The organism is Mycobacterium colombiense, assembly GCF_003284935.1.
Classification (GTDB): Bacteria; Actinomycetota; Actinomycetes; order Mycobacteriales; family Mycobacteriaceae; genus Mycobacterium; species Mycobacterium arosiense_A.
This window is the reverse complement of record NZ_QMEV01000036.1, coordinates 1-24,171: the sequence shown is the minus strand read 5'-3', so window position 1 is coordinate 24,171 and position 24,171 is coordinate 1. Positions and strand designations below refer to the sequence as shown.

The window sequence follows — 24,171 nt, the reverse complement described above, 5'->3', positions numbered from 1 at the left end:
CCAGAAGCAAGCTCGGATGGTGACGGCCCGCCACGCCCGGCTACGCCGCGCTCGCGACCGTCACTAGGCTCAACCGAATGCGCCTTGGTCGAATCGCCAGCCCGGACGGTGTCGCCTTCGTCAGCATCGAAGGCGATCTCAACGACCCAGCCGAGATGATCGCGCGGGAGATCGCCGAACATCCATTCGGCACCCCGAACTTCACCGGCCGATCATGGCCGCTGGCCGACGTCCGGCTGCTCGCCCCGATACTGGCCAGCAAGGTGGTGTGCATCGGGAAGAACTACGCCGATCACATCGCCGAGATGAAGGAGATGACCGGGCCGGCCCCGGTGGATCCGGTGATCTTCCTCAAACCCAACACCGCGATCATCGGGCCCAACGTGCCGATTCGGTTGCCCGCCAACGCTTCACCGGTGCACTTCGAGGGCGAGCTGGCGGTGGTGATCGGCCGGCCCTGCAAGGACGTCTCGGCCGCCCAGGCCGCGGAGAACATCCTCGGCTACACCATCGGTAACGATGTGTCGGCGCGCGATCAACAAAAATCCGATGGCCAGTGGACCCGGGCCAAGGGGCATGACACCTTCTGCCCGGTCGGCCCGTGGATCGTCACCGATCTCACACCGCTCGACCCGGGCGATCTGGAATTGCGCACCGAGGTCAACGGCGAGGTCAAGCAGAACAGCCGGACCTCGCTACTCATCCACGACATCGGCGCCATCGTCGAGTGGATCTCGGCCGTGATGACCCTGCTGCCCGGCGACATCATCCTCACCGGCACGCCGGCCGGTGTCGGCCCCATCGAGGACGGCGACACCGTCTCGATCACCATCGAGGGCATCGGCACCCTCACCAATCCCGTGGTCCGCAAAGGAAAATCGTGACTGCACCCGCACAACCAGACCTGGTCCGGGTTCGATTCTGTCCCTCGCCCACCGGCACCCCGCACGTCGGCATGGTCCGCACGGCGCTGTTCAACTGGGCCTACGCACGACACACCGGGGGTACCTTCGTCTTTCGCATCGAGGACACCGATGCGCAGCGCGACAGCGAGGAAAGCTATCTGGCGCTGCTCGACGCACTGCGCTGGCTCGGCCTTGATTGGGACGAGGGACCCGAGGTCGGTGGTCCCTACGGCCCCTACCGCCAATCGCTGCGCAGTGAGATCTATCACGACGTGGTGGCCAAGCTGCTCGAAGCGGGTGAGGCCTATTACGCCTTTTCGACGCCAGAGGAAGTCGAGGCGCGCCATGTCGCCGCGGGCCGTAATCCCAAGCTGGGCTACGACAATTTCGACCGCCAGCTGACCGATTCCCAGCGCGCCGCGTTTTTGGCGGAGGGCCGAAAGCCGGTGGTGCGGCTGCGGATGCCCGACGAAGATCTCGCCTGGGACGACCTGGTGCGCGGGACCACCAGCTTCGCGGCCGGGTCCGTCCCCGATTTCGCGTTGACCCGCGCCAACGGAGATCCGTTGTATACGTTGGTCAACCCGTGTGACGACGCGCTGATGAAAATCACGCACGTGCTGCGCGGCGAGGACCTGCTGCCCTCGACCCCGCGCCAGCTGGCGCTGTATCAGGCGCTGATACGGATCGGCGTGGCAGAGCGCACTCCGCAGTTCGCCCACCTTCCAACGGTATTGGGGGAGGGCACCAAAAAACTGTCCAAGCGCGATCCGCAATCCAACCTGTTCGCCCACCGCGACCGGGGCTTCATCCCCGAGGGTCTGCTCAACTATCTCGCGCTCCTCGGCTGGGCCATCGCCGACGACCACGACGTGTTCAGCCTCGACGAGATGGTCGCCGCGTTCGATGTGGTCAACGTCAACTCCAATCCCGCCCGCTTCGACCAGAAGAAGGCCGACGCGCTCAACGCCGAGCACATCCGGCTGCTGACCGTCGACGATTTCACCGCCAGGCTGCGCGACTATTTCGACGCGCACGGTCATCGCCTCGAATTGGACGACGCCGGCTTCGCCACCGCCGCCGAGTTGGTGCAGACCCGGATCGTGGTGCTCGGTGACGCCTGGTCCCTGCTGAAGTTCCTGAACGACGACGAGTACGCCATCGACCCCAAGGCGGCCGCCAAAGAGCTGGGACCCGACGGTGCCGCGGTCCTGGACGCGGCGCTGCCCGCGCTGGACGGCGTGACGGACTGGACGGCGCCCCAGCTCGAGGCCGCGCTCAAGACTGCCCTCATCGACGAGCTGGGGCTCAAACCGCGCAAGGCGTTTGGCCCGATCCGGGTGGGGGCCACCGGCACGACGATCAGTCCGCCGTTGTTCGAGTCGCTGGAGCTGCTCGGCCGCGACCGCAGCGTGGCGCGGCTGCGGGCGGCGCGCGAGACGGCCGGGCGGGACCCCGCCTGAGCGAGCGGGACCACGCGGCGCAGGGCGCGGCCAGACTTTGGTAGTCTGCACTGCGGTTTACGAAAGCCGACGACGGCTGGCGGAGGCGGACTCCACAGAGGTTATGAAAGTCCGCAATCGACGCTGACCAGCGGTTTTAGGCGGCCAATGGGGTATGGTGTAATTGGCAACACAGCTGATTCTGGTTCAGCCATTCTAGGTTCGAGTCCTGGTACCCCAGCAAAACTCGCTCCGCCTCAAGCGATTAGGTGGGCCTAGCGGGGTGAGCTATGCTGACTGCTCGGATCGTTTCTGGCCCCGTCGTCTAGCGGCCTAGGACGCCGCCCTCTCACGGCGGTAGCGTGGGTTCGAATCCCATCGGGGCTACAAATATCGCGGCTACTGGTCGGTCCCCAGGACCGCCGGTGCTGTCGATCCACCCAACGGCATGGCCGCCAGGCCGAGTTTGCGGTGATCCCATGAGCGAGCCCGCCGGGCCACGATGCGAACGCAAACCCGCTTGTTCATCATCTGCTCGACGAACGGCTTCATGTCGTCGGTGTAGGGACCCGTGTAGCGCTCCCAGACGCTGACCCCCACGCGGTGTGAGACGTCGGGATCGTCGACGATCTCGGCGACGCCCTCGAAGGACACCCCGCGCAGCGTGTCGTAGGTGTGACCGTCCTCGATCAGGAAGCTCACCCGCGGGTCGCGCTTGAGGTTGACGGCCTTCTGCGACTTGGCCTTGGTCTCCAGCCAGATCTCGCCGTCGACGACGGCGTACCACATGGCGGTCAGGTGAGGCTGGCCGTCGGCGCCGATGGTGGCCAGCGTGCCGGTGCGGCTTTTGACGACGAACTCGGCGACCTCGTCTTCGGACATGACGATGCTCGCGCGCTGATTGGTTCCCATGCCGGTCAGTCTGTCAGGCCGGCTGTGATCCGGTGTGCGCCGGTGGCTCAGAGACGACGGGTGAGCGCGTCGGCGGCGGACAGCAGATCGGCGGCCCAGCGCGCCCCCGGGCGCCGGCCGATCCGGTCGATGGGCCCCGATACCGAGATCGCCGCGACGACGGCACCGCGGCTGTCGCGCACCGGCGCCGACACGCTCGCCACCCCCGGCTCGCGCTCGGCCACGCTCTGGGCCCAGCCGCGCCGCCGCACTTCGGCCAGCGTTCGTTCGGTGAATTTCGCCGTCGCGAGCACCGCTTTCTGAGTGGCCGCGTCGCTATGGGCCAGCAGCACTTTGGCGCCTGAGCCGGCCGTCATCGGCAGCCGCGCGCCGATCGGAACCGTATCGCGAAGGCCGGCAGCGGGTTCCAGCGCGGCGACGCAGACCCGGTCGGTGCCCTCGCGGCGGTACAGCTGCACGCTTTCGCCGGTGGTCTCACGCAACAGTGGGAGCACCGCGCTGCTGGCGGCCAGCAGCGGATCGTTGACATGGGCGGCGAGTTCGGTGACGGCCGGGCCGAGCAGCCAGCGTCCTTCGTCGTCGCGGGCGAGCAGGCGATGGACTTCGAGGGCGGCCGCCAGCCGGTACGCCGTGGCACGAGGTAACGCCGTCCGCTCACACAGTTCCGCTAATCCACAGGGTGATTGGGCGACCGCGTGCAAGAGACCCACGGCTTTGTCCAGGACGCCGATACCGCTATGCTGTCTCATAAGGAGATATTAGCGTCTCGCATTCTGAGATCACAGCCCGGATGCTCGGCGAGCCGCTACGTGAGGCGAATCGAGGCGAGTTCGAGATGGGAACCGACCAAGCGACGGCGGCGGCCGCCACCACACCGCGCACTCTGGCCGAAAAGGTCTGGGATGACCACGTTGTGGTGTCCGGTGGCGCCAGCGAGCCCGACCTGATCTACATCGACCTGCACCTGGTGCACGAAGTCACCAGCCCGCAGGCCTTCGACGGCCTGCGCCTGGCCGGCCGGCCGGTGCGCCGTCCCGATCTCACGCTGGCGACCGAGGATCACAACGTCCCGACCATCGATATCGACAAGCCGATCGCCGACCCGGTGTCGCGGACCCAGGTCGAGACATTGCGGCGAAATTGTGCCGAATTCGGTGTGCGGCTATACCCAATGGGCAACGTCGAGCAGGGCATCGTGCACGTGGTCGGGCCGCAGCTGGGCCTCACCCAGCCCGGGATGACGATCGTTTGTGGGGACAGTCACACCTCGACCCACGGCGCTTTCGGCGCACTGGCCATGGGAATTGGCACCTCGGAAGTCGAACATGTGCTCGCCACCCAGACGTTGCCGCTGCGGCCGTTCAAGACGATGGCGGTCAATGTCGATGGGCAACTGCCCGCCGGCGTGACGGCCAAGGACATCATTTTGGCGCTGATCGCCAAGATCGGCACCGGCGGTGGGCAGGGCCATGTCATCGAATACCGCGGCAGCGCCATCGAATCGCTGTCGATGGAAGGGCGGATGACCGTCTGCAATATGAGCATCGAAGCCGGTGCCCGGGCGGGGATGGTGGCTCCGGACGACACCACATTCGATTTTCTGCGGGACCGCCCGCACGCGCCGCAAGGGGCGCAATGGGATGCGGCGATGCGCTATTGGCAGCAGCTGCACACCGACCCCGGAGCGGAATTCGACACCGAGGTCTACCTCGATGCCGCGTCGCTGAGCCCGTTCGTGACGTGGGGGACGAACCCCGGCCAGGGCGTGCCGCTGGCCGACGCCGTTCCGGACCCGGAGCTGATGACCGATGACGGACAGCGCCAGGCGGCCGAGAAAGCCTTGGCATATATGGACCTTCGACCCGGCACGCCGATGCGTGACATCGCCGTCGACACGGTGTTCGTGGGCTCTTGTACCAACGGTCGTATCGAGGACTTGCGCCTCGTCGCCGACGTGCTGCGCGGTCGCAAGGTCGCGCCCGGGGTGCGGATGCTCGTCGTGCCGGGCTCGATGCGGGTGCGTGCGCAGGCCGAAGCCGAAGGGCTGGGCGAGGTTTTCACCGCCGCCGGCGCGGAATGGCGCCAGGCGGGCTGCTCGATGTGCCTGGGGATGAATCCCGACCAGCTTGCACCGGGGGAGCGGTGTGCGGCGACGTCCAACCGCAACTTCGAAGGGCGCCAGGGTAAAGGCGGCCGCACGCATTTGGTGTCTCCGGCCGTTGCCGCCGCGACGGCGGTTCGCGGCACATTGTCTGCTCCCGCCGATTTGAGCTGACGGATTCGACTGCGAAGGGATTGAGCATGGAAGCATTTCACACCCACACCGGTATCGGTGTGCCGCTGCGGCGCTCCAATGTCGACACCGATCAGATCATTCCGGCGGTGTATTTGAAGCGCGTCACCCGAACCGGTTTCGAGGACGGCCTGTTCGCCAGTTGGCGAACGGATCCGTCATTCGTACTAAACCTCAGCCCCTTTGACCGGGGGTCAGTGCTCGTGGCGGGACCCGATTTCGGGACGGGATCCTCGCGCGAGCATGCGGTGTGGGCGCTGATGGACTACGGGTTCCGGGTGGTCATCTCGTCTCGATTCGGTGACATTTTCCGGGGCAACGCCGGCAAGGCCGGGCTGGTGGCGGCCGAAGTTTCTCAGGACGGCGTGGAGCTGCTCTGGAAGCTCATCGAGCAGAGTCCCGGCTTGGAAATCACTGTCAATCTTCAAGATCGAAATATCACCGCGGGAACGACGGTGCTGCCGTTCAAGATTGACGACCACACCGCGTGGCGATTGCTCGAAGGGCTTGACGATATAGCCCTTACGCTGCGGAAACTCGACAAAATCGAGTCGTTCGAGATGGCGTATCCGGACTGGAAGCCGCGCACAACGCCCACCTCGTGAGCGGTCGGCCGCGGCCGATTTTCTGCTTGATCGGCTAACTAATCCGAGCCGATTTTTAAGTCCCTCCACCGGTCAAGGGCGCCAACCAGATTGCGAAAACGCCGTACGCCTTGCCGTGAAATTGCGCGTGGCTCTTGGAAATTTGCTGGGTGAGGGTTTACCGTGTCCACTAGTCGGTTCAAATCGAGGACCACTAGTGTCGGAGGGATTGATGAACAAGGCAGAGCTCATTGATGTGCTCACAACTAAATTGAACACGGACCGTCGACAGGCGACCGCTGCGGTCGAGAACGTTGTCGACACCATTGTGCGTGCGGTACACAAGGGCGACAGCGTCACCATCACCGGGTTCGGCGTTTTCGAACAGCGGCGCCGCGCAGCGCGGGTGGCCCGCAACCCGCGGACCGGTGAGACGGTGAAGGTCAAGCCGACGTCCGTTCCGGCGTTCCGCCCCGGTGCTCAGTTCAAAGCGGTTGTGTCTGGCGCACAGCGCCTCCCGTCGGACGGCCCGGCCGTCAAGCGCGGTGTGGTAGCCGGAAGTGGTGCGGCCAAGAAGACCGCCGCCAAGAAGGCTCCGGCCAAGAAGGCTGCGGCCAAGAAGGCTCCGGCCAAGAAGGCTGCGGCCAAGAAGGCTCCGGCCCGCAAGGCCGCGACCAAGGCTCCGGCCAAGAAGGCCGCGACCAAGGCCCCGGTGCGCAAGGCTGCGGCCAAGAAGGCTCCGGCCAAGAAGGCTGCGGCCAAGAAGGCCCCGGCCAAGAAGGCCGCGACCAAGGCTCCGGCCAAGAAGGCGGCGAGCAAGGCTCCGGCCCGCAAGGCCCCGGCCAAGAAGACGACCGCACGTCGCGGTCGCAAGTAAGCGCAGTCAAGTTCTAGACACGAGTACCCTTCGGGCGGCAGCGGTGCCCCCGAAGGGTATTCGTGCGCTTAGCGGCGGTCGCTAGGCCCGGACGTTGGCGGCCAGCGCGCCACCGATGTGGTCGGCGGCCACCAGCCGGCCGTCTGACAGCGAGAGCACCCAGGTGCTGCCCTTGTGGTTGCGCGATTTGTCGGGCCGCACGCCGTCGCGCTCACACCACCACGCGATCAGGTCCGGAATCACCTTGCCCTGCGTGCAGACAACCGCCGTCCCGTGCTGCTCGGCGATATCCAGCATTCGGTGGCGGCCGCGTTTCGCATGATGGGCGTAGGCCTCCTCGGTGAGGGCCGGCTCGTTGTGCACGGGCACGCCCAATTCCGCGGCAAGCGGTTCCACCGTCTGGTGGCAGCGGACGCGGTCGGCCGCGTACACGTGCGACGCACCAAAGGCGAGCAGCTGCGGAACCAGCGCCTCGGCCTGCGCGCGTCCGCGTTTGTCCAGCGGCCGCTTGGCGTCATCGCCGGAGAAGCGCGATTTGCGCCCCGCCGTGCCGTGCCGGACCACCAACAGGGTGTGGGTGTCGGCGGGCTTTTTAGTGAAGTGGCGCAACACTTTTCGGTCTTGGGCGTAGCCGAGCTTCTTCATCGCCTCCGTGATCGGGAGCCACACCAAGTCGTCCACCTCGTGGTTCGGCACGAATTCGCCGCCGGTGGCGCGCGCCGCCCAGTAGAAGACTTTTTTGACGCCCGCCTCGATCGGATAGCTGACCAGGTCGAGCCGCCGGCCGAGGACCGCGCGCTGACCCGTCTCCTCCAGCACCTCGCGCACGGCGGCCACCGGGGCCGTCTCGCCCGGGTCCACCTTGCCCTTGGGCAGTGACCAGTCGTCATACCGCGGCCGGTGAATGACGGCGACCTCGATGTCGTGGTCGGCCGCGTCGGCATCGCCTGGTCGCCACAGCACCGCGCCGGCGGCATAGACCACTCGGCTTCCGGAGCGCCGAGCGGCGGACGAATTATTGGTCGGCACCTCAACTCCTGCAGATCAATTCGGTCGGAGCCGCACGCTCAAGGAGATGCGGACCGGAAGAACAACTCCGAAGTCACCGCACAGAGCTAGGGACTGCGATGGCGCTCCATCAACGATACTTGGTGGTCGCGCACGGTATGGCCTTCTTGCGGCGACGGGGTCCACTGCCCCTCGGGTCCCAGTTCCCAGCACCGGGTGGACGGATCCAGTGCGGATTCGAACAATTCGTCCAGCTGACCGGTGAGCTTGGGATCCTTCACCTGGACCAGCACCTCCACGCGCCGATCGAGGTTGCGGTGCATCATGTCGGCGCTGCCGATCCAGAATTCGTTGATGTTGCCGAAATGGATGATCCGCGAATGCTCGAGGAAGCGGCCGAGAATGGAGCGCACGACGATGTTTTCGGAGTAGCCCTCGGCGCCCGGGCGCAACGCGCAGATGCCGCGCACCACGACCTCGACGCGCACTCCCGCCTGCGACGCCCGGTAGAGCGCGTCGATCACCTGCTCGTCCACCAGCGCGTTCATCTTGAGACGTATTCGTCCGTTACCTCGTTCGCGGTGTGCGGCGATCTCGCGTTCCACCCGGTCGATGATGCCGGTGCGAATTCCGTGCGGGGCCACCAGCAGATTGCGGTAGGAGACCTTACGCGAATAGCCGGTAAGCGAATTGAACAAATCGGTGAGGTCCGCACCGATGTCCGGGCTCGCCGTCAACAGGCCGACATCCTCATACAGGCGGGCGGTCTTGCTGTTGTAGTTGCCGGTTCCGATGTGGCAGTACCGCCGGATCGCCGACCCTTCGCGGCGCACCACCAGGCAGGTCTTGCAGTGCGTCTTGAGCCCGACGAGGCCGTAGACCACGTGCACGCCCGCCTGCTCGAGTGCGCGCGCCCAACGGATGTTGGCCTGTTCGTCGAAGCGCGCCTTGATCTCCACGAGCGCCACGGCCTGCTTTCCGGCCTCGGCGGCTTCGATGAGCGCCCGCACGATCGGCGAATCACCGGAGGTGCGGTACAGCGTTTGTTTGATCGCCAGGACATTGGGGTCCGCGGCGGCCTGCTGAATGAAGCGCTGCACGCTGGTGGAGAAGGAGTCGTACGGGTGGTGCACCAGGACGTCGCCCTCGCGCAGCGTCGCGAAGATGCTCTTGGGGGATTCGCGATCGGCGAAGGCGGGGTGGGTATCCGGGACGAACGCCGGGTCCTTGAGCGCCGGCCGGTCCAGTCCGTAGATCTGCCACAGCGACGAAAGATCGAGCAGCCCTGGAACTTCGATGACGTCACCGGGATGCACGTCGAGTTCGCGCAACAGCAGTTCCAGCATGCCCTCGGTCATGTCGTCGGCGATCTCGAGCCGCACCGGCGGGCCGAACCGCCGGCGCGCCAATTCCCGTTCCAGCGCTTGCAGCAGATCCTCGTCGCGGTCTTCTTCGACCTCCATGTCGGCGTTGCGGGTGATGCGGAAAGCGTGATGTTCCACGATGTCCATGCCCGGGAACAGAAGAGGAAGGAAGGCGGCGATCAGTTCCTCGGTGGGCAGGTAGCGGACGATGCCCCGCCCGGAGCCGTCGGGGTTGTCGATGGTGGGGAGTTCGACGAAGCGATCGACGTTGTTGGGCACCTTGACTCGCGCGAAATGCTGGCCGCCGTCCTCGGGCTGGCGCACCATCACCGCCAGGTTCAGGCTCAGGCCGCTGACGAACGGGAACGGGTGCGCGGGGTCGACGGCCAGCGGGGTCAGGACCGGGAAGACCTGTTCGGTGAAATAGGTCGACAATTCGTCGCGCTCGGCCTGATCGAGATCGGCCCACGTGACGATGTGGATGCCTTCCTCGGCGAGCGCCGGCCGCACCGAATCGAGGAACACCCGCGCGTGCCGTGTCGCGATGCGCTGAGTCTGTTCCCCGATGAGGGCGAGCTGCTTACGCGGCGTCAGGCCGTCGGCCGAGCGGACCGACAATCCCATCTCGTCGCGGCGTTTGAGGCCGGCGACGCGCACCATATAGAACTCGTCGAGGTTGGAGGCGAAGATCGCCAGGAACTTGGCGCGTTCCAGCAGCGGCAACGAGTTGTCGTCGGCCAGCGCCAGCACGCGGGCGTTGAAGTCCAGCCAGCTCAGTTCCCGGTTGAGGTAACGGTCCTCCGGCAGATCGGTCAGCGCGGCCTGGGTCGCAGCCGGTGGTGCTGTCACTGCCGAGTCGCCCGAATGCCACAAGTTCTCGTCGGGTCGCGTCTCAGCTTCGATTTCAGTCACCCTGCGATCATTGCTCATCACGCGTGGGTGCTGCTAGCGCTCGCGGGACATCCATTCGCCGTTGGGACGGAGTTCACCCGTCGGACAGACAAACGACAGTGATCGAAATCAGTGCGTCGCGATGGCCCGGGCGGTCGCCGCCCCCACCCCGAGGCGACGGGCGGCGGCGAGGTCGGTGGGCGTGTCGACGTCACAGCGCAGGCCGGGCCAGGCGCCGGTCAGCTCGATCGCACCCGAACTGCGGTGCCGCGCCGAGGAATCGGAGCCGAAACGCGGCTCGAGCGGGCTTCCGAACGCGAACAGCGCGGCGGTGCCCGTCGCCAGCCGGTCGGCGACGAAGCTGCGCCGGTGCTGGCGCGCGGCGGCGATCGCCTCGTTCAGCTCCTGAGTCTGCAGCGCGGGTAAATCTCCTTGCAGCGCAACGACATTGGCGAAGGAACCGGACACCGCGCGCTCCGCGGTGGCGATGGCGTTGTTCAGCGGATCGGGGTGACCCTCGGGTGTGGGGTCGGCCAGCACGTCGGCGCCCAGCTCGGTGGCCGCGGCGGCCGCCGCGTCGTCGGGCGTGATCACGGTGATCGAGCCCAGCGAGCGGACCCGCCCGGCGGCGGTCAGGGTGTCCACCAACATGGCGAGTACCACGCTTTCCCGGGTGCGCGCCGAGAAGACCGGGGCCAGCCGGGTCTTGGCCGCGGCCAACCTCTTGACGGCGATGATCAGGGCGACATCGCCCGCACCGTTGGCCGAACCGTCGGCTCGTATGCCGCTCATGAGTTCTCATCCTGCCAGCGACGCCCCGCCGCCGGGACACGCTGGCTCGCGTGACGCCCGGTCCGCCGCTGATCTAGTGTGTAGCGGCTGCAAGTGCCGCGTGAGCAACGCCGACCACGGATAGGGGGGTGGTAGATGACCAGCACAACACCGGGTGCCGTGGCGGTCATGGGTGCCGGCGCGTGGGGCACGGCGCTGGCCAAGGTGCTGGTCGAGGCCGGGGGACCGGAAACGCAGGTCACGCTGTGGGCCCGCAGACCCGAGATCGCCGAGCGGATCAACACCACCCGCTACAACCCCGACTACCTGCCCGGCACGCTGCTGCCGCCCGGCATCCGCGCCACGGCCGACCCCGCCGAGGCCCTGCGCGACGCGTCGACGGTGCTGCTCGGCGTGCCGGCGCAGACCATGCGCGGCAACCTCGAGCGCTGGGCGCCGCTGATCCGTGAGGGTGCGACGCTGGTGAGCCTGGCCAAGGGCATCGAGCTGGGTACCTTGATGCGGATGAGTCAGGTGATCGTCTCGGTCACCGGCGTCGACCCGGCTCAGGTCGCGGTGATCTCGGGGCCGAACCTGGCCAGCGAGATCGCCGCATCCCAGCCCGCGGCCACCGTCGTCGCGTGCAGCGATTCGGGCCGGGCGGTCGCCCTGCAACGCATGCTGAACAGCGGATACTTCCGGCCCTACACCAACAGCGATGTGGTGGGCACCGAGGTCGGTGGGGCCTGCAAGAACGTCATCGCGCTCGCCTGCGGCATGGCGGTCGGAGTCGGGCTCGGCGAGAACACCACGGCGGCGATCATCACCCGCGGCCTCGCCGAGATCATGCGGCTGGGGATCGCGCTGGGCGCCAAGGGCGCGACGCTGGCCGGGCTGGCCGGGGTGGGCGATCTGGTGGCCACCTGCAGCTCGCCGCGGTCGCGCAACCGTTCCCTGGGCGAACGCCTCGGCCGGGGAGCGACCATCCAGGCGCTGCTGGCCGGCACGCCCGACGGCGGCGACGGGCACGTCGTCGAGGGAGTGACGTCCTGCGAGTCGGTGCTGGCGCTGGCCGCCAGTTACGACGTCGAGATGCCGCTGACCGACGCCGTGCACCGGGTGTGCCACAAGGGACTGTCGGTCGACGAGGCGATCGCCCTGCTCCTGGGCCGCAGCACCAAGCCCGAATAACAGGCCGGCCGATGGGCCGCCACCCTACCGGGGCGGCCGCCACCCGGTAGCCTCTTCAGATTGTGAATGCCAGCGACCGGTCGGCGCCGCACCCCGGCTCACGGGTGCGCGTCGCCGTCGTCTTCGGGGGGCGCAGCAACGAGCACGCCATCTCGTGCGTCTCGGCGGGCAGCATTCTGCGCAACCTGGACCCGAATCGGTTCGAGGTGGTCGCGATCGGCATCACCCCGGAAGGCTCGTGGGTGCTGACCGACGGCGACCCGGCCGCGCTGGCGATCACCGACCGGCGCCTGCCCGAGGTGACCGCCGAATCGGGCACCGAACTGGCGTTGCCGGCCGATCCCCAGCGCGGCGGCCAGTTGGTGTCCCTGTCGCCGGGCGCCAGCGAGGTCTTGACGGCGGTCGACGTGGTCTTCCCGGTGCTGCACGGCCCCTACGGCGAGGACGGCACGATTCAGGGCCTGCTGGAACTCGCCGGGGTGCCCTATGTGGGGGCCGGCGTGCTGGCCAGCGCGGCCGGCATGGACAAGGAGTTCACCAAGAAGCTGTTCGCCGCCGAGGGACTGCCGGTCGGTGACTACGCGGTGCTGCGCCCGTCGCGCTCGAGGCTGCGCCCCGAGGAGTGCGAGCGGCTGGGTCTGCCGGTGTTCGTCAAACCCGCGCGGGGCGGCTCCTCGATCGGGGTCAGCCGGGTGTCGAGCTGGGATCAGCTGGACGCCGCCGTCGCCACCGCACGCCGCCATGACCCCAAAGTCATCGTCGAGGCGGCCATCGTCGGGCGTGAGCTGGAGTGTGGCGTGCTCGAAATGCCCGACGGCACAGTCGAAGCCAGCACGCTCGGCGAGATCCGGGTGGCCGGGGTGCGTGGGCGCGAGGATTCGTTCTACGACTTTTCCACCAAATACCTTGACGACGCTGCCGAATTGGACGTGCCCGCCAAGGTGGACGACGAAACCGCCGACGCCATACGGCAATTGGCGGTCCGGGCGTTCAAGGCCATCGACTGTCAGGGGCTGGCCCGGGTGGACTTCTTCCTCACCGAGGACGGGCCGGTCCCCAACGAGATCAACACCATGCCGGGATTCACCACGATCTCGATGTTCCCGAGGATGTGGGCGGCCAGCGGCGTGGATTACGGGACCCTGTTGGCGACGATGGTCGAGACCGCGTTGGCCCGCGGCGTCGGCCTGCGTTAGTGGTGATCGCAAGCGCGGCGTAGCCGGGCGCCGTGGGTCGCCACCGCCGGGCGTGTGGGGATCGCAAGCGCGGCGTAGCCGGGCGCCGCGGGTCGCCACCGTCGGGCGTGTGGGGATCGCAAGCGCGGTGTAGCCGGGCGCCGGGGTCGCCACGGTCGGTTAGCGGGGCTGCCCGGGGTCGATGGGCGCGACCGGCATGCTGCGATCGATGACCTCAGAAATCCGCTGGATCGGCGTCGGGCCCGACCCGCTCGGCAGGGTCAGCGCCACGTAGGTCCCGCGATCCACCGCGTACCAGGTGGACCTGCCCGCGTCACCGGCGGATTGCGGTTCGGAACTCACCTGGAACCACTGCACCCGGTCGACCACCTGGATGGGGGCGCCGAGCACGAATTCGGCCGGGCGGTCCAGCCCGCAGCGCAGCACCACCGGGTCGCTGTCCGGCCCCGCGCGCCAGGCGGCGGCGCCCTGCGGGCCGGGCTGCTCGAGGGGCGCGCGCTGGTAATCGCCGAGGCGCTGCGGCAGGGAACCCATCAGCGCACGGCAGCCGGACCCGCCGGCCTGCGGCGCCGGGACCGCGGGCACGGCGACCGCACGCGGGGGCGCCTCCCGGGTCGCCGCGATGGCCAGGATCACCCCGATCGTGGCGACGGCCAGCACGATCGCGGCGATGATCAGCGCACGCGGCGGCCCGCCATCGGCGTCCGGTTGGGTTGCCACCGCCGCGCACCTCCTTGTCTGCTCACCACTATCGCCGTCGTCGACGTCCACGCCAATTTATTCTCGGCCGGTCCGAGCGACGGCGGGAGCCCTATCGTGGGTGGCGTGCAAGACGAACCGGGCGAGTCCCCGTCGCTGCGACAACTCGGTGAGTTCGCCGTGATCGATCGCCTGGTGCGGGGTCGCCGGCAGCCCGCCGCGGTCGTGCTCGGGCCCGGAGACGACGCGGCGCTGGTGTCGTCCGGTGCTGGGAGCTGCCTGGTGTCGACCGACATGCTGGTGCAGGATCGGCACTTCCGGCTGGACTGGTCGACGCCGCACGACATCGGTCGCAAGGCGATCGCCCAGAACGCCGCGGACATCGAGGCGATGGGCGGGCGGCCGACCGCCTTCGTGGTCGCCTTCGGGGCGCCCGGTGACACACCGGCGGCGCGGGTGGACGCGCTGGTCGACGGGATGTGGGACGAGGCGCAACGGGTCGGCGCCGGCATCGCCGGCGGTGACCTGGTGCACTGCCCGCAGTGGGTCATCTCGGTGACGGTGCTGGGCGACCTGGACGGGCGCGCACCGGTGCGGCGATCGGGCGCGCAGCCCGGTGCGCTGATCGCCGTCGCAGGTGACTTGGGCCGCTCGGCTGCGGGATTGGCTTTGTGGCGCAACGGGATTGCCGACTTCGACGAGCTGCGGCGCCGGCATCTGGTGCCGGAGCCACCCTATGGACAGGGAGCGGCGGCGGCGGCCGGGGGTGCGCTCGCGATGATCGACGTCTCCGACGGCCTGATCGCCGACCTGCGTCATGTGGCCGAGGCGTCGGGGGTGGGCATGGATCTGTCCACGGCGGCGCTGGCCGCCGACCGCGACGCGCTCGCCGCCGCCGCGGCGGCCGCGGACGCCGATCCGTGGCACTGGGTGCTCGGCGGCGGCGAGGACCATGCCCTGGTGGCGTGTTTCGCCGGTCCCGCGCCGGCCGGCTGGCGCATCATCGGGCGGGTTCTCGACGGGCCGGCGCGGGTGCTCGTCGACGATCAGGAGTGGAGCGGCCACGCCGGCTGGCAATCGTATTAGGGTGACGCGGTGACCGTTTACGCGATCGCGGGCAACCGGTGATGACCGCGCGTCCGTTGGGGGAGCTGGTCGAGCCGGGTTGGGCGAGTGCGCTGCAGCCGGTGGCCGACCAGGTGGCTGAGATGGGACAGTTCCTGCGGGCAGAGGTTGCGGCCGGGCGCAGATATCTGCCGGCCGGGCCGAATGTGTTGCGCGCCTTCACCTATCCCTTCGACGACGTCAGGGTGCTGATTGTCGGGCAGGACCCCTACCCGACGCCCGGACATGCTGTGGGCCTGAGCTTTTCGGTGGCGCCCGAGGTACGACCGCTGCCCCGCAGCCTGGCCAACATCTTTCAGGAGTACACCGCGGACCTCGGCCATCCGCCGCCCTCCTGCGGCGACCTGACGCCGTGGGCGCAGCGCGGTGTGCTGCTGCTGAACAGGGTGCTCACGGTCCGCCCCAGCAACCCGGCATCGCATCGCGGCAAGGGCTGGGAGGCGGTGACCGAATGCGCCATCCGGGCGCTGACCGAGCGGTCGCGGCCCCTGGTGGCGATCCTATGGGGCCGTGACGCGTCGACCCTCAAACCGATTCTCGCCCAAGGAAATTGCGTGGCCATCGAGTCCCCGCATCCGTCCCCGCTGTCGGCGTCGCGCGGGTTCTTCGGTTCGCGCCCGTTCAGCCGCGCCAACGAGTTGCTGACCGGGATGGGCGCCGACGCGATCGATTGGCGGCTGCCATGACCGAGATGACGGCGCTGCGGGCGCACCGGCGGGGCGGCCCGGAGCAGTTGGTGCTCGAACGGGCCCCGCGACCGGTGTTGGCCCCCGGGGAAGTGCTGGTGGCGGTACACGCGGTCGGGATCACGTTCGACGAGCTGACTTGGGAGGAGACCTGGACCCGCGACGGCGTCAGCCGCGTGCCGGTGATCCCCTCCCACGAGGTGTCGGGTGTGGTCGAAGCGGTCGCCGCCGACGTGTCGGATTTCGCGCCGGGCGCCGAGGTGTATGGGTTGATCGGGTTCGACCGTGACGGCGCGGCGGCCGATTTTGTCGCCGTGCCCGCCGCCGACCTGGCGAGCAAGCCGGCGACGGTGTCGCACACCGTCGCCGCCGCGCTGCCGCTGGCCGGGCTGACCGCCCTGCAGGCACTGGTCGACCACGCCGCCGTGCAGCCGGGAGAGAGCGTGCTCGTGCACGGCGGTGCCGGGGGAGTGGGCCTGCTGACGGTGCAGCTCGCCGCGATGCTGGGCGCGCGGGTGACCGCGACCGTGCGCAGCGACACCGCCAACCTGCTGCGCGGGTGTGGCGCGCAGCGGGTGATCGACGTGCGCACCGAGGCATTCGACGAAACCGGTGCCGGCTACGACGTCGTCATCGACACGGTCGGCGGGCCGACGTTGGAGCGGTCGTTCGGGGTGCTGCGCCGCGGTGGCCGGCTGGTCACGCTGTCCGCACCGCCTCCGGTGGGCCGAGCCGAGGAATTCGGCGTCACCGCAACCTTTTTCATCGTCACGCCGAATCGGGATCAGCTCGACGAACTCGCCGCGCTGGTCGACAGCGACCGGTTGCACGTCGCGATCGCCGCGACGTTCGCGCTCGACGAGGGCCGGGAGGCGTTCGAAAGCCGCGACCACGGCCGGGGGCGCGCCGGCAAGACGGTCCTCGTCGTGCGGGACTGAGTGGCGTCACGAATCCGCGAAATTCACGTCCTTTGTGACGGCCTTCCATTCTTCGATCGACGCCGACAGCGCGGCGAGCTTGTCCCGCATGGCTTTCAGCACGTCACGACCGAGCAGCAGTCGCAGCGGCGGCTCGTCGAGCGTGGTCACCATCAGCACCGCTTCGGCGACCTTGCGCGGGTCACCGGGCAGGTGATCGGCGAACTGCTTGATCAGGTCCTTGCGCGCGGCCACGTCGGCGTAGTCGGCGATCGGGCTGCCGGACTCCTTCATCGACCGCGTGGCCCAGTCGGTGCGAAACGCGCCGGGCTCGATCGCGGTCACCTTGATGCCCAGCGGGCGCACCTCGGCGGCCAGCGCCTCGGTGACCGCTTCCAGCGCGAATTTGGTCGAGGAGTAGTAGGCGTTGGGTGGGTTGGCCACCAGCCCGGTCATCGAGGAGATGTTGATGATGTGCCCCGATCCGCGGGCGCGCATGGCCGGCAGCACCGCCTTGATCATGTCGACCGCCCCGAAGTAGTTCACGTCGAACAGCTTTCGGACCTCGGCGTCCTCCCCCTCTTCCACCGAGGACAGGTAGCCGTGGCCGGCGTTGTTGACCAGGACGTCGATCCCGCCGAACGCCTCGTCCGCCGCCGACACCGCCGCCGCGATCTGGGCGGCGTCGGTCACGTCGAGCGCGACGGCCACGGCCCGATCGCCGAATTCGTCGGCGATGTCGCGCACCGCCTCCGCCCGCCGCGCGGTCACCACCACGCTGTGTCCGGCTTCCAGTGCGGCGCGCGCGATTTCGCGGCCGAAACCCGTGGAGCATCCCGTGATCAGCCAGCGCGACATGGTCAGATCGTCCCTTCCGGCAGGCGCCGCAGATAGGCCTCGCGCCGCTGCGCCAGCTCCGCCGCGCGCTGCTGTTCACTCACCCGCGGCAAGTGCGGCACCTCGGCGTCGAGCCGGTCCAGCTTGACCACCCGGCCGCGTGCCCCGAGGTCTTCGCGCGGACCGGCCGCACCGAACTCCGCCATCCGCAACGTCAAAATGGCCTCCCGCAGACCGTCGGAGTCGATCCAGTTCGCCACGCCGGGGTCGACGGGCGAGATCACATAGGTGTAGCTGCCGTCCTCGTTGGCCACCGACTGCGCCTTGTTGAGGCTGCCGGTGCGGTCGACGAGATTCAGGGTGGTGCCCCAGATGTTGCTCAGCGGCACCGTGAAGTATTCGGCCCCACCGTCGTTCAGGTCGACGACGAACGCCTCGTCGGGGGCGAGGTCGAACCGGCCCATCACGTAGACCTGGTTGCGCATCGCACCGACCTTGTCCGCCGACCACGCCAGGTTGAAGTGGTTGGCGGGCATCTTGTACACACCGTGGCTGAGCTTGCCGGTGAAGTCGGCGAAGTAAGCCATCATCGTCGCGGTGGCCTCCGCCTGTTCGTCGAGCGTGCGCGCCGGCGTGGCCGGAGGACCGCCGAGGCGTTGCACCTCAATGTGATTCGGGTCGTCGAGACCCCAGTCCAGCAGCACGTCGCGGATGTAGAACTCGTGGGCTTGCGGCGAGGTCTGCACGTGGTTGGGCCGGCCGCCGGCCGGGTCGGAGTCGACGGTGATGGTGTAGCTGCCGTCGGAGTCGACCTGCATGGTGCGGCCGTTCAGCACGGCGACGGTGCCCATGTGCGCGTCCCACAGCGTGAAGTAGTTCTCGGTCATGCGGTGCTCGCCGACGCGGCCGCGGATCTCGTAGCGTTCGTCGCCCGAGATCGGGATCACCCGGTAGATGCTGTCGGGATTGTCGATGCCCCACCGCGATCCGGGAATGCGGCGGCCGTCCACCGGATGCGCGAGCCGGGTGATGCAGCTGACCTTCGGTCGCAGCTTGTCCTGGTTGGACGACCACACCGCCGCGGAGAACATCACTTCGGCGAACGCGTCGTCGAACCGTTCGCGCATCGCGTCGGACGCCTTGGCGCGACCGAGCCAGGTCTCGGCGACCGTGCGGTAGGCGGCCTTGACGGTAGGGTGCTCGATCAGGTCGAGGGCCGCCAGCTCCTGCTCGTGCTGCGACGCCGTCGCGACCGGGTCGTCAGGCATGTGCTGTTCCTCCGATGTGCTGTCCGAAACGCTTGTTGTACAACGTGAATCGTTCGTCGACCTGCTCGGGACGCAGGCCGTAGTTGTCCAGCCCGTAGGGCGGCCGCGGCACCTCGTGGGGACGGTGGGCCAGCCAGCGCCGCATCGCGTCCTCGGCCTGCACGGTCAGCGGCAGGCCGATGGCGTGGTACACCCGGGCCACCTGACCGATCGGGTCGGCCACCGCCTCATCGAACCCGATGTCGGTGACCACGGCATCCTGATCGGTCCAGCCGCCGCGGATCGCCATCGCCCGGTCGTTGGTCCAGCCCATCCGCTCCAGCCACTGCGCGCCGACCCGATGCACGTCGACGGTGTCGGCGTGCATCGCGTGCAGGGTCGCGTTCAGGCTGGCGCCCGACGCGATGGTGGTGCGCGGGTCGCGATGCATGTGCACGATGTGCAGGCCGGGAAACTGGGCGCGCAGCAGGTTCAAATACCCAAGGTGCGCAGGCGATTTGAGCACCCAGCGCTGTCCGGTGATGCCGCACTGTCGTTTCTGCCACTGCAGGAACTGCAGCATCCGGTGCAGATACCCGTAGGCGGGGGAGAAGTCCTGGTCGTTGAGCCAGGACCGGTACCGCGGCAGGTGTGCCCCGGACTCGGGAACGTGCGACAAGAACGCGTCGGCCAGGAAGACGATCTCCTCTTCGGCCTGCCTGGCGTACATCGGGTGAATCGAGAACAATTCCGGCGCCAGTTCGCGGGATTTCGCTTCGCGGACCTCGCTGATCGCGATGCGCGGATCGGGCGCGTCGGTGAACCGATGGTTCAGCCGCGGCGCGACCTCGACGACCTCCCATCCATAAGCGCAGACGAAGCGCGGGTCGGCGGCCAGCAGCCGCTGCAGCAGCGTGGTGCCACTGCGCATCATCCCCACGACGACGATCGGCGCGGCCACCCGCTCGTCGAGGATCTCCGGGTGGCGCCGGATCCACTCCTGCGCGCGCAGCCGCATCCGCAGGCTGTGCACGATGCCCGAGCGCAGGATGTGCACGCCGATGTCGTTGAGGTCGGCGCGCGCGTAGTCGGCCAGCAGCACCCGCAGCGGGCCCTCGAATTCGCCCGGGCCCCAGTCGGTCAGCGCTTCCTTGCGTTGCGCGTCGGCCATGACGGCGGCCGGGTCGAAGAACGCGCTCGCCGAAGGCACGGGTCAGAACTTCAGGTGCTGGCTGACGTCGCCGACCTGGTCGACGAACATGGTGCGGCTGTCAAAGCACCAGGCCCCGTCCACCCGGTGAAAGGTGTCCTTGTAGTGCCCCGTCACGATGACCTGCAGGGGGAGGTCGTCGGTGGCCTGCGTGACGCAGTAATAGGACGTGCTCTGCGCGGTCCCGGCCGCCTCGTCGATGTAGAGCTGCACGTTGGTGGTGTTGTGTTTGGTCTTCGGGGTGCCGTCGTCGTAGATGCGCGTGGCCATCTCGTACATCTCGCGCACCCGGGCCGAGCCGGCGAACACCGTCTCCGGCGGCCCGTCCTCGACCCCGCAGATGCGGCCGTGCTCGAAGAGCCGGGCCACCCCGTCCAGGTCACCGCCGTCGAGAAGCTGCGCATAGGTGTAGATGAGGTTGGTGATCTCGGTGGCGCTGCCAGTCATGTCGAACCGCCTCGGGAGTCTTCCGCACCGTTCCGCAACAATGTTGGCAGAACCGGTCCAACTTACATAGAACCGACCATTACTCTGGATCGCCGTGACCTTACCGTGGACGCCGAGCCGGCTCGGCAACCTCACCGGCAAACGCGTGATCGTGACCGGGGCGACCAACGGCGTCGGGCTCGGCACCGCGCGTGCGCTCGCCAAAGCCGGGGCGCACGTGATCCTGGCGGTGCGCAACACCGAACTCGGCGAGCAGCGCGCCGCCCAAATGGGCGGTTCGACCGCCGTCATCAAGCTCGACCTCGCCGACCTGTCGTCGGTGCGCGCCTTCGCGGACCTCATCGATGAACCGGTGGACATCCTGATCAACAACGCCGGGGCCCTGACGGACCGGCGCACCGAGACGGCCGACGGCTTCGAGATGACGCTGGGCACCAACCTGCTCGGACCGTTCGCCCTGACCAATCTGCTCCTGCAAAGGGTGCGTTCGCAGATCATCAACGTGGGCTCCGATGCGCACCGGTCGGCGACGCTGCGGCTCGACGACCCGCACCTGCGCCAGCACAAGTGGACGAGGCTGGGCGCCTACGCGCAGTCGAAGCTCGCGGTCATGCTGTGGGGGCTGGAGCTGGACCGCAGGCTGCGCGCGGCGGGATCGCCGATCGTCGCGCAGCTCACCCACCCGGGCTGGGTGGCCTCGAACCTGTCGAACCTCGGGGACTCGCCGCTAAAGGCGGTGGCCCACAAAGGGGTCAAGGTGGTGGCCGACCGGTTGGCCAACGACATCGACGAGGGCGCGGCGCCCACGCTGTACTGCATCAGCGAGCCGATTCCGCCGGGCAGCTACGTGGGGGTCAGCGGCAGGTTCGGGCTGCGCGGCGGCCCGGTGCTGATCGGCCGCACGCCCCTGGCCTGCGACTACGACACGGCCGCGCGGCTGGTGGACTTCGCCGAACGCGAGACCGGCACGAGACTGGAGGTGTAGTCATGGGCGAATTCGACAACACGGTCGCCGTCATCACCGGCGCCGCGCGCGGACAGGGCCGCAGCCACGCCGTGGCGCTGGCCGAGCAGGGGGCCGACGTCATCGCCGTCGACATCTGCGCCGATCTCGAGGCGATTCCCTACGCCCTGGGGACCGAATCCGATCTCGCCGAGACCGTACGCCTGGTCGAAGCCGCGGGTCGCAAGGCCCTGCCCGTGGTCGCCGACGTACGCGACCTGGCGCAGCTGGAGGCCGGGGTGCAGGGTGCGATCGACGCGATCGGTGAGGTGGACATCGTCATCGCCAACGCGGGAGTGGTCGCGATCGGGGAGACCGAGGTCCATTCCGAGCCGGTGTTCAACTCGATCGTGGACACGAACCTCAAGGGGGTCTGGCACACGCTGCTCGCGACGGTGCCGTCGATCATCCGCAAGGGCCGCGGCGGCTCGATCGTGATGATCAGCTCGTCGCAGGGTTTGACCGGCCGCGGCGGTGATGGCAGCGCCGCGATGTTCGCCTACGCCGCGTCCAAACACGGCGTGGTCGGGTTGATGCGTTCGGCCGCGAATGCCTATGCGCCGCACAAGATTCGGGTCAACTCGATCCACCCGGCCGGTGTCATGACGCCGATGATCCTCAACGATTTCGTCGTCAACCGGATGCTGGAGAACCCGAACCCGGCGGTCTCGCAGATGCTGCTGCCGGACGTGCCGCTCGTCGAAGCGCAGGATGTTACCGAAGCGGTGTTGTGGCTGGCCGGCCCGAAAGCCCGCTATGTGACGGGCGTGTCGATCCCGGTGGATGCCGGCCACGTCGTCATGTAGCTGCGGCGTCTAGCCGATGGTCGCGACCCGTCCCCCGCAAGCGGGAGGTGCCCCCGGCGTCGGCTACGCCGCGCTTGCGATCGCCACTTAGCCGCGAACGACCTTGCCGGCCTTGATGCAGGACGTGCAGACGTTCAGCCGCTGCTTGTTGCCGCCCGGACGGGTGACGACGTGCACGGTCTGAACGTTGGGGTCCCACCGGCGGCTGGTGCGGCGGTGGGAGTGCGACACCGACTTACCGAAGCCGGGGCCTTTCCCGCAGATGTCGCACACAGCGGCCATTGTTCAAGCTCCTCAAATCTCGGGGGTCCGGCAATCTGGCCGGGACAGCCCGGGTCCACCCGGGCCCAACCAGGATACCGACTGGGCTGGCAACCACCAAAACGTCAACGGCCAAGCTCCGGGTCACGCCGCACCCAGGTGTGTGCGCCGCGCCCCCCGAAGCCGTCAGCATCGAGTCGATCACAGTACCAGGGCAAATCCGGGCTCCTCGGACGCCCGGTCGTTAGGATGACAGCGCCGCCGATGGTCGGCGCGGTCGCTGCCTGTGGGCACGCGACGGTGCGCCGGGCCGGCTGAAGGCCTTTCCTGGCGGCGCCGGCCTGCGCGGAGTTGCGGATGAGGCTGGGGAGCAAACATCGGCAGGCTTGAGGGGAGTGCGCGGGGTGGTTGCGCGCGCAGAAGACACCGGAGGTTGCGCCCGCGCCGGCGATCGGCGGGGCGTTCCGGCGGCGATACGACGGCTGGTCTCGCGGGTCCGCCGGGTCGCGGCGGCGTATGTGGTGGTGACGGCGCTCGGCAGCCTCGCCATCGGCAGCACCGCCGGCGTCAGCTCGACGGTCCAGGACGGGCTGGGCCCGAAGGCGTCGTGGCCCGGCCCGGCCGGTGCCGCGCCCTCCTGGTGGCAGCCTCCCGCCCTTCTCGCTCCGGTGCCGCCGGCGGCCGCCGCGCGGGGCCCGATCCAGCTGTCGGAGGTGGGTTTCGAGGGCCGGGGCACGTGGCCGGAGGGACCGGAGGCGATCCGCGGCTACCTCGAGGAGGCGCTCGACAGGATCGGCATTACCGAGCCGCCGGCCCGTGGCCGCTGGATCGACGGCATGATGACCATCGCCGATCATGAGGCGCAGTTCCACTCGGGCGCGATCAACCTCTCGGACAGCAACGCCTACGGACCGCCCCAGCCCGACGGCGGCCCGCTGCATGCAACCCGGGGTCCGTGGCAGGTGATGCCGGATACGTTCGCGATGTTCCACCAGGCGGGAACTTCGAATTCGGCATGGGATCCGGTGGCCACCGCGTGCGCGTCGATGAACTACCAGATGAGCCGCTACGGGGTGAACCGCGATGGCAGCAATCAGCGCATGCTCGTGGGGCAGGCCAATCCCGGTATCCGGCAGGGTTATTAAGCGCGACCACGGTTTATTCTTGCCGGGGTCAACGGCGTCGGTGATGACCTCGCCCCCGGGGGGTCTGATGCTGGCCGCCCGATCTTCCTCAACGGCGCGGAGCAACTGAGCGCAACGGCTCCGACGCCGGGCTACGCTGGCGCCCACCGGAGGACTGGTGCGGAGGAGGTGGGTCAGACTGGGCACTGCTGATACGTCGCAGGAACGTCTCCTGGACGCGATCACCCTGCGCGACTGGGCGCACACCGCCGTCAGCGACCTGATCACGCACATCGACGAGATCAACCGGCTCAACGTCTTCCCCGTCGCCGACTCCGACACCGGGGCCAACATGCTGTTCACCATGCGGTCCGC

24 protein-coding genes, 2 tRNA genes and 1 pseudogene are annotated in these 24,171 nt (G+C 68.4%); 16 read left to right on the top strand and 11 right to left on the bottom strand.

Annotated features, from left to right (window positions below):
- Positions 1–77: 77 nt before the first annotated feature.
- The 4 genes from DQP57_RS16440 to DQP57_RS16425 all read left to right on the top strand — a co-directional run bounded on the left by DQP57_RS16440 (position 78) and on the right by DQP57_RS16425 (position 2,734).
- On the top strand, positions 78–884 hold the full coding sequence (locus DQP57_RS16440; RefSeq protein ID WP_112633906.1) for a fumarylacetoacetate hydrolase family protein: 807 nt from the start codon (positions 78–80) through the stop codon (positions 882–884).
- Positions 881–2,368 carry a glutamate--tRNA ligase gene (gene gltX / locus DQP57_RS16435; RefSeq protein ID WP_205869146.1) on the top strand — a complete coding sequence of 496 codons (1,488 nt, stop codon included), beginning with the start codon at positions 881–883 and terminating at the stop codon, positions 2,366–2,368. The genes DQP57_RS16440 and gltX overlap by 4 nt, the downstream gene beginning before the upstream one ends.
- Positions 2,369–2,516: 148 nt before the next feature.
- A tRNA-Gln gene (locus DQP57_RS16430) sits at positions 2,517–2,588 on the top strand.
- Between the two features lie 73 nt (positions 2,589–2,661).
- Positions 2,662–2,734 (top strand) — tRNA-Glu (locus DQP57_RS16425).
- A gap of 12 nt (positions 2,735–2,746) precedes the next feature.
- Here the strand turns inward: DQP57_RS16425 and DQP57_RS16420 are convergent.
- Together DQP57_RS16420 and DQP57_RS16415 are read right to left on the bottom strand one after the other, a co-directional pair.
- A complete protein-coding gene (locus tag DQP57_RS16420; protein WP_112633905.1) occupies positions 2,747–3,259 on the bottom strand; it encodes a pyridoxamine 5'-phosphate oxidase family protein in 513 nt (170 codons plus the stop codon).
- 47 nt (positions 3,260–3,306) lie between these two features.
- Complete coding sequence (locus tag DQP57_RS16415) at positions 3,307–4,008, bottom strand: IclR family transcriptional regulator (protein ID WP_112633904.1); 702 nt, start codon at positions 4,006–4,008, stop codon at positions 3,307–3,309.
- Between the two features lie 86 nt (positions 4,009–4,094).
- Between DQP57_RS16415 and leuC the strand changes: the two genes are divergently transcribed.
- The 3 genes from leuC (at position 4,095) to DQP57_RS16400 (ending at position 7,013) form a co-directional block, all read left to right on the top strand.
- Positions 4,095–5,534: a 3-isopropylmalate dehydratase large subunit gene (leuC, locus tag DQP57_RS16410; RefSeq protein WP_112633931.1), complete on the top strand. Its 1,440-nt coding sequence runs from the start codon at positions 4,095–4,097 to the stop codon at positions 5,532–5,534.
- Positions 5,535–5,560: 26 nt separating this feature from the next.
- Entirely contained in the window at positions 5,561–6,157 is a 597-nt protein-coding gene (leuD, locus tag DQP57_RS16405; protein ID WP_112633903.1) for a 3-isopropylmalate dehydratase small subunit, read from the top strand.
- 211 nt (positions 6,158–6,368) lie between these two features.
- Positions 6,369–7,013 (top strand): HU family DNA-binding protein, encoded by a 645-nt coding sequence (locus DQP57_RS16400; protein ID WP_112633902.1) that lies wholly within the window; start codon positions 6,369–6,371, stop codon positions 7,011–7,013.
- An 81-nt stretch (positions 7,014–7,094) separates the two neighbouring features.
- Here DQP57_RS16400 and DQP57_RS16395 read toward each other — a convergent pair whose 3' ends face one another.
- The 3 genes from DQP57_RS16395 to cofC form a co-directional block, all read right to left on the bottom strand.
- Positions 7,095–8,042 (bottom strand): NUDIX hydrolase, encoded by a 948-nt coding sequence (locus DQP57_RS16395; protein ID WP_112633901.1) that lies wholly within the window; start codon positions 8,040–8,042, stop codon positions 7,095–7,097.
- Between the two features lie 86 nt (positions 8,043–8,128).
- Positions 8,129–10,318: an RNA degradosome polyphosphate kinase gene (locus DQP57_RS16390; RefSeq protein ID WP_112633900.1), complete on the bottom strand. Its 2,190-nt coding sequence runs from the start codon at positions 10,316–10,318 to the stop codon at positions 8,129–8,131.
- An 87-nt stretch (positions 10,319–10,405) separates the two neighbouring features.
- A complete protein-coding gene (gene cofC, locus DQP57_RS16385; protein ID WP_112633899.1) occupies positions 10,406–11,068 on the bottom strand; it encodes a 2-phospho-L-lactate guanylyltransferase in 663 nt (220 codons plus the stop codon).
- A gap of 135 nt (positions 11,069–11,203) precedes the next feature.
- On the opposite strand from cofC, the gene DQP57_RS16380 reads away from it, so the two are divergent.
- Complete coding sequence (locus DQP57_RS16380) at positions 11,204–12,238, top strand: NAD(P)H-dependent glycerol-3-phosphate dehydrogenase (RefSeq protein WP_112633898.1); 1,035 nt, start codon at positions 11,204–11,206, stop codon at positions 12,236–12,238.
- Between the two features lie 62 nt (positions 12,239–12,300).
- On the top strand, positions 12,301–13,434 hold the full coding sequence (locus DQP57_RS16375; RefSeq protein WP_112633897.1) for a D-alanine--D-alanine ligase family protein: 1,134 nt from the start codon (positions 12,301–12,303) through the stop codon (positions 13,432–13,434).
- 159 nt (positions 13,435–13,593) lie between these two features.
- Here DQP57_RS16375 and DQP57_RS16365 read toward each other — a convergent pair whose 3' ends face one another.
- Complete coding sequence (locus DQP57_RS16365; RefSeq protein WP_112633896.1) at positions 13,594–14,154, bottom strand: DUF3515 domain-containing protein; 561 nt, start codon at positions 14,152–14,154, stop codon at positions 13,594–13,596.
- Between the two features lie 96 nt (positions 14,155–14,250).
- Between DQP57_RS16365 and DQP57_RS16360 the strand changes: the two genes are divergently transcribed.
- From DQP57_RS16360 to DQP57_RS16350, 3 genes are read left to right on the top strand one after another with little or no spacing between them, the layout of a single operon-like run.
- Entirely contained in the window at positions 14,251–15,219 is a 969-nt protein-coding gene (locus DQP57_RS16360; RefSeq protein WP_112633895.1) for a thiamine-phosphate kinase, read from the top strand.
- A 41-nt stretch (positions 15,220–15,260) separates the two neighbouring features.
- On the top strand, positions 15,261–15,944 hold the full coding sequence (locus DQP57_RS16355; protein ID WP_112633894.1) for a uracil-DNA glycosylase: 684 nt from the start codon (positions 15,261–15,263) through the stop codon (positions 15,942–15,944).
- A gap of 5 nt (positions 15,945–15,949) precedes the next feature.
- Positions 15,950–16,882 carry an NADP-dependent oxidoreductase gene (locus DQP57_RS16350; protein ID WP_112633930.1) on the top strand — a complete coding sequence of 311 codons (933 nt, stop codon included), beginning with the start codon at positions 15,950–15,952 and terminating at the stop codon, positions 16,880–16,882.
- Positions 16,883–16,888: 6 nt separating this feature from the next.
- Here the strand turns inward: DQP57_RS16350 and DQP57_RS16345 are convergent, their stop codons facing one another.
- From DQP57_RS16345 to DQP57_RS16330, 4 genes are read right to left on the bottom strand one after another with little or no spacing between them, the layout of a single operon-like run.
- A complete protein-coding gene (locus DQP57_RS16345; protein WP_112633893.1) occupies positions 16,889–17,719 on the bottom strand; it encodes an oxidoreductase in 831 nt (276 codons plus the stop codon).
- 2 nt (positions 17,720–17,721) lie between these two features.
- Positions 17,722–18,966, bottom strand: coding sequence for a DUF1214 domain-containing protein (locus tag DQP57_RS16340; RefSeq protein ID WP_112633892.1), 1,245 nt, complete (start codon positions 18,964–18,966; stop codon positions 17,722–17,724).
- Complete coding sequence (locus tag DQP57_RS16335) at positions 18,959–20,155, bottom strand: sulfotransferase family protein (RefSeq protein WP_112633891.1); 1,197 nt, start codon at positions 20,153–20,155, stop codon at positions 18,959–18,961. The genes DQP57_RS16340 and DQP57_RS16335 overlap by 8 nt, the downstream gene beginning before the upstream one ends.
- Positions 20,156–20,158: 3 nt before the next feature.
- Complete coding sequence (locus tag DQP57_RS16330; protein ID WP_112633890.1) at positions 20,159–20,602, bottom strand: nuclear transport factor 2 family protein; 444 nt, start codon at positions 20,600–20,602, stop codon at positions 20,159–20,161.
- Positions 20,603–20,696: 94 nt separating this feature from the next.
- On the opposite strand from DQP57_RS16330, the gene DQP57_RS16325 reads away from it, so the two are divergent.
- A complete protein-coding gene (locus DQP57_RS16325) occupies positions 20,697–21,587 on the top strand; it encodes an SDR family NAD(P)-dependent oxidoreductase (protein WP_112633889.1) in 891 nt (296 codons plus the stop codon).
- Between the two features lie 2 nt (positions 21,588–21,589).
- Positions 21,590–22,411 carry a mycofactocin-coupled SDR family oxidoreductase gene (locus DQP57_RS16320; RefSeq protein ID WP_112633888.1) on the top strand — a complete coding sequence of 274 codons (822 nt, stop codon included), beginning with the start codon at positions 21,590–21,592 and terminating at the stop codon, positions 22,409–22,411.
- 87 nt (positions 22,412–22,498) lie between these two features.
- Here the strand turns inward: DQP57_RS16320 and rpmB are convergent, their stop codons facing one another.
- Entirely contained in the window at positions 22,499–22,693 is a 195-nt protein-coding gene (rpmB, locus tag DQP57_RS16315) for a 50S ribosomal protein L28 (RefSeq protein ID WP_046185726.1), read from the bottom strand.
- Between the two features lie 461 nt (positions 22,694–23,154).
- Between rpmB and DQP57_RS16310 the strand changes: the two genes are divergently transcribed.
- Together DQP57_RS16310 and DQP57_RS16305 are read left to right on the top strand one after the other, a co-directional pair.
- Positions 23,155–23,817 carry a hypothetical protein gene (locus tag DQP57_RS16310; RefSeq protein WP_240631784.1) on the top strand — a complete coding sequence of 221 codons (663 nt, stop codon included), beginning with the start codon at positions 23,155–23,157 and terminating at the stop codon, positions 23,815–23,817.
- A gap of 178 nt (positions 23,818–23,995) precedes the next feature.
- Positions 23,996–24,171: pseudogene (locus DQP57_RS16305) on the top strand (DAK2 domain-containing protein); the annotation flags it as partial.

Bases quoted from the DNA above. Each gene is read 5' to 3' on its own strand.
- DQP57_RS16440 (WP_112633906.1), top strand. From the start codon at position 78: ATGCGCCTTGGTCGAATCGCCAGCCCGGACGGTGTCGCCTTCGTCAGC.
- DQP57_RS16420 (WP_112633905.1), bottom strand. From the start codon at position 3,259: ATGGGAACCAATCAGCGCGCGAGCATCGTCATGTCCGAAGACGAGGTC.
- DQP57_RS16415 (WP_112633904.1), bottom strand. From the start codon at position 4,008: ATGAGACAGCATAGCGGTATCGGCGTCCTGGACAAAGCCGTGGGTCTC.
- leuC (WP_112633931.1), top strand. From the start codon at position 4,095: ATGGGAACCGACCAAGCGACGGCGGCGGCCGCCACCACACCGCGCACT.
- leuD (WP_112633903.1), top strand. From the start codon at position 5,561: ATGGAAGCATTTCACACCCACACCGGTATCGGTGTGCCGCTGCGGCGC.
- DQP57_RS16400 (WP_112633902.1), top strand. From the start codon at position 6,369: ATGAACAAGGCAGAGCTCATTGATGTGCTCACAACTAAATTGAACACG.
- cofC (WP_112633899.1), bottom strand. From the start codon at position 11,068: ATGAGCGGCATACGAGCCGACGGTTCGGCCAACGGTGCGGGCGATGTC.
- DQP57_RS16380 (WP_112633898.1), top strand. From the start codon at position 11,204: ATGACCAGCACAACACCGGGTGCCGTGGCGGTCATGGGTGCCGGCGCG.
- DQP57_RS16355 (WP_112633894.1), top strand. From the start codon at position 15,261: ATGACCGCGCGTCCGTTGGGGGAGCTGGTCGAGCCGGGTTGGGCGAGT.
- DQP57_RS16350 (WP_112633930.1), top strand. From the start codon at position 15,950: ATGACGGCGCTGCGGGCGCACCGGCGGGGCGGCCCGGAGCAGTTGGTG.
- DQP57_RS16345 (WP_112633893.1), bottom strand. From the start codon at position 17,719: ATGTCGCGCTGGCTGATCACGGGATGCTCCACGGGTTTCGGCCGCGAA.
- DQP57_RS16340 (WP_112633892.1), bottom strand. From the start codon at position 18,966: ATGCCTGACGACCCGGTCGCGACGGCGTCGCAGCACGAGCAGGAGCTG.
- DQP57_RS16330 (WP_112633890.1), bottom strand. From the start codon at position 20,602: ATGACTGGCAGCGCCACCGAGATCACCAACCTCATCTACACCTATGCG.
- DQP57_RS16320 (WP_112633888.1), top strand. From the start codon at position 21,590: ATGGGCGAATTCGACAACACGGTCGCCGTCATCACCGGCGCCGCGCGC.
- rpmB (WP_046185726.1), bottom strand. From the start codon at position 22,693: ATGGCCGCTGTGTGCGACATCTGCGGGAAAGGCCCCGGCTTCGGTAAG.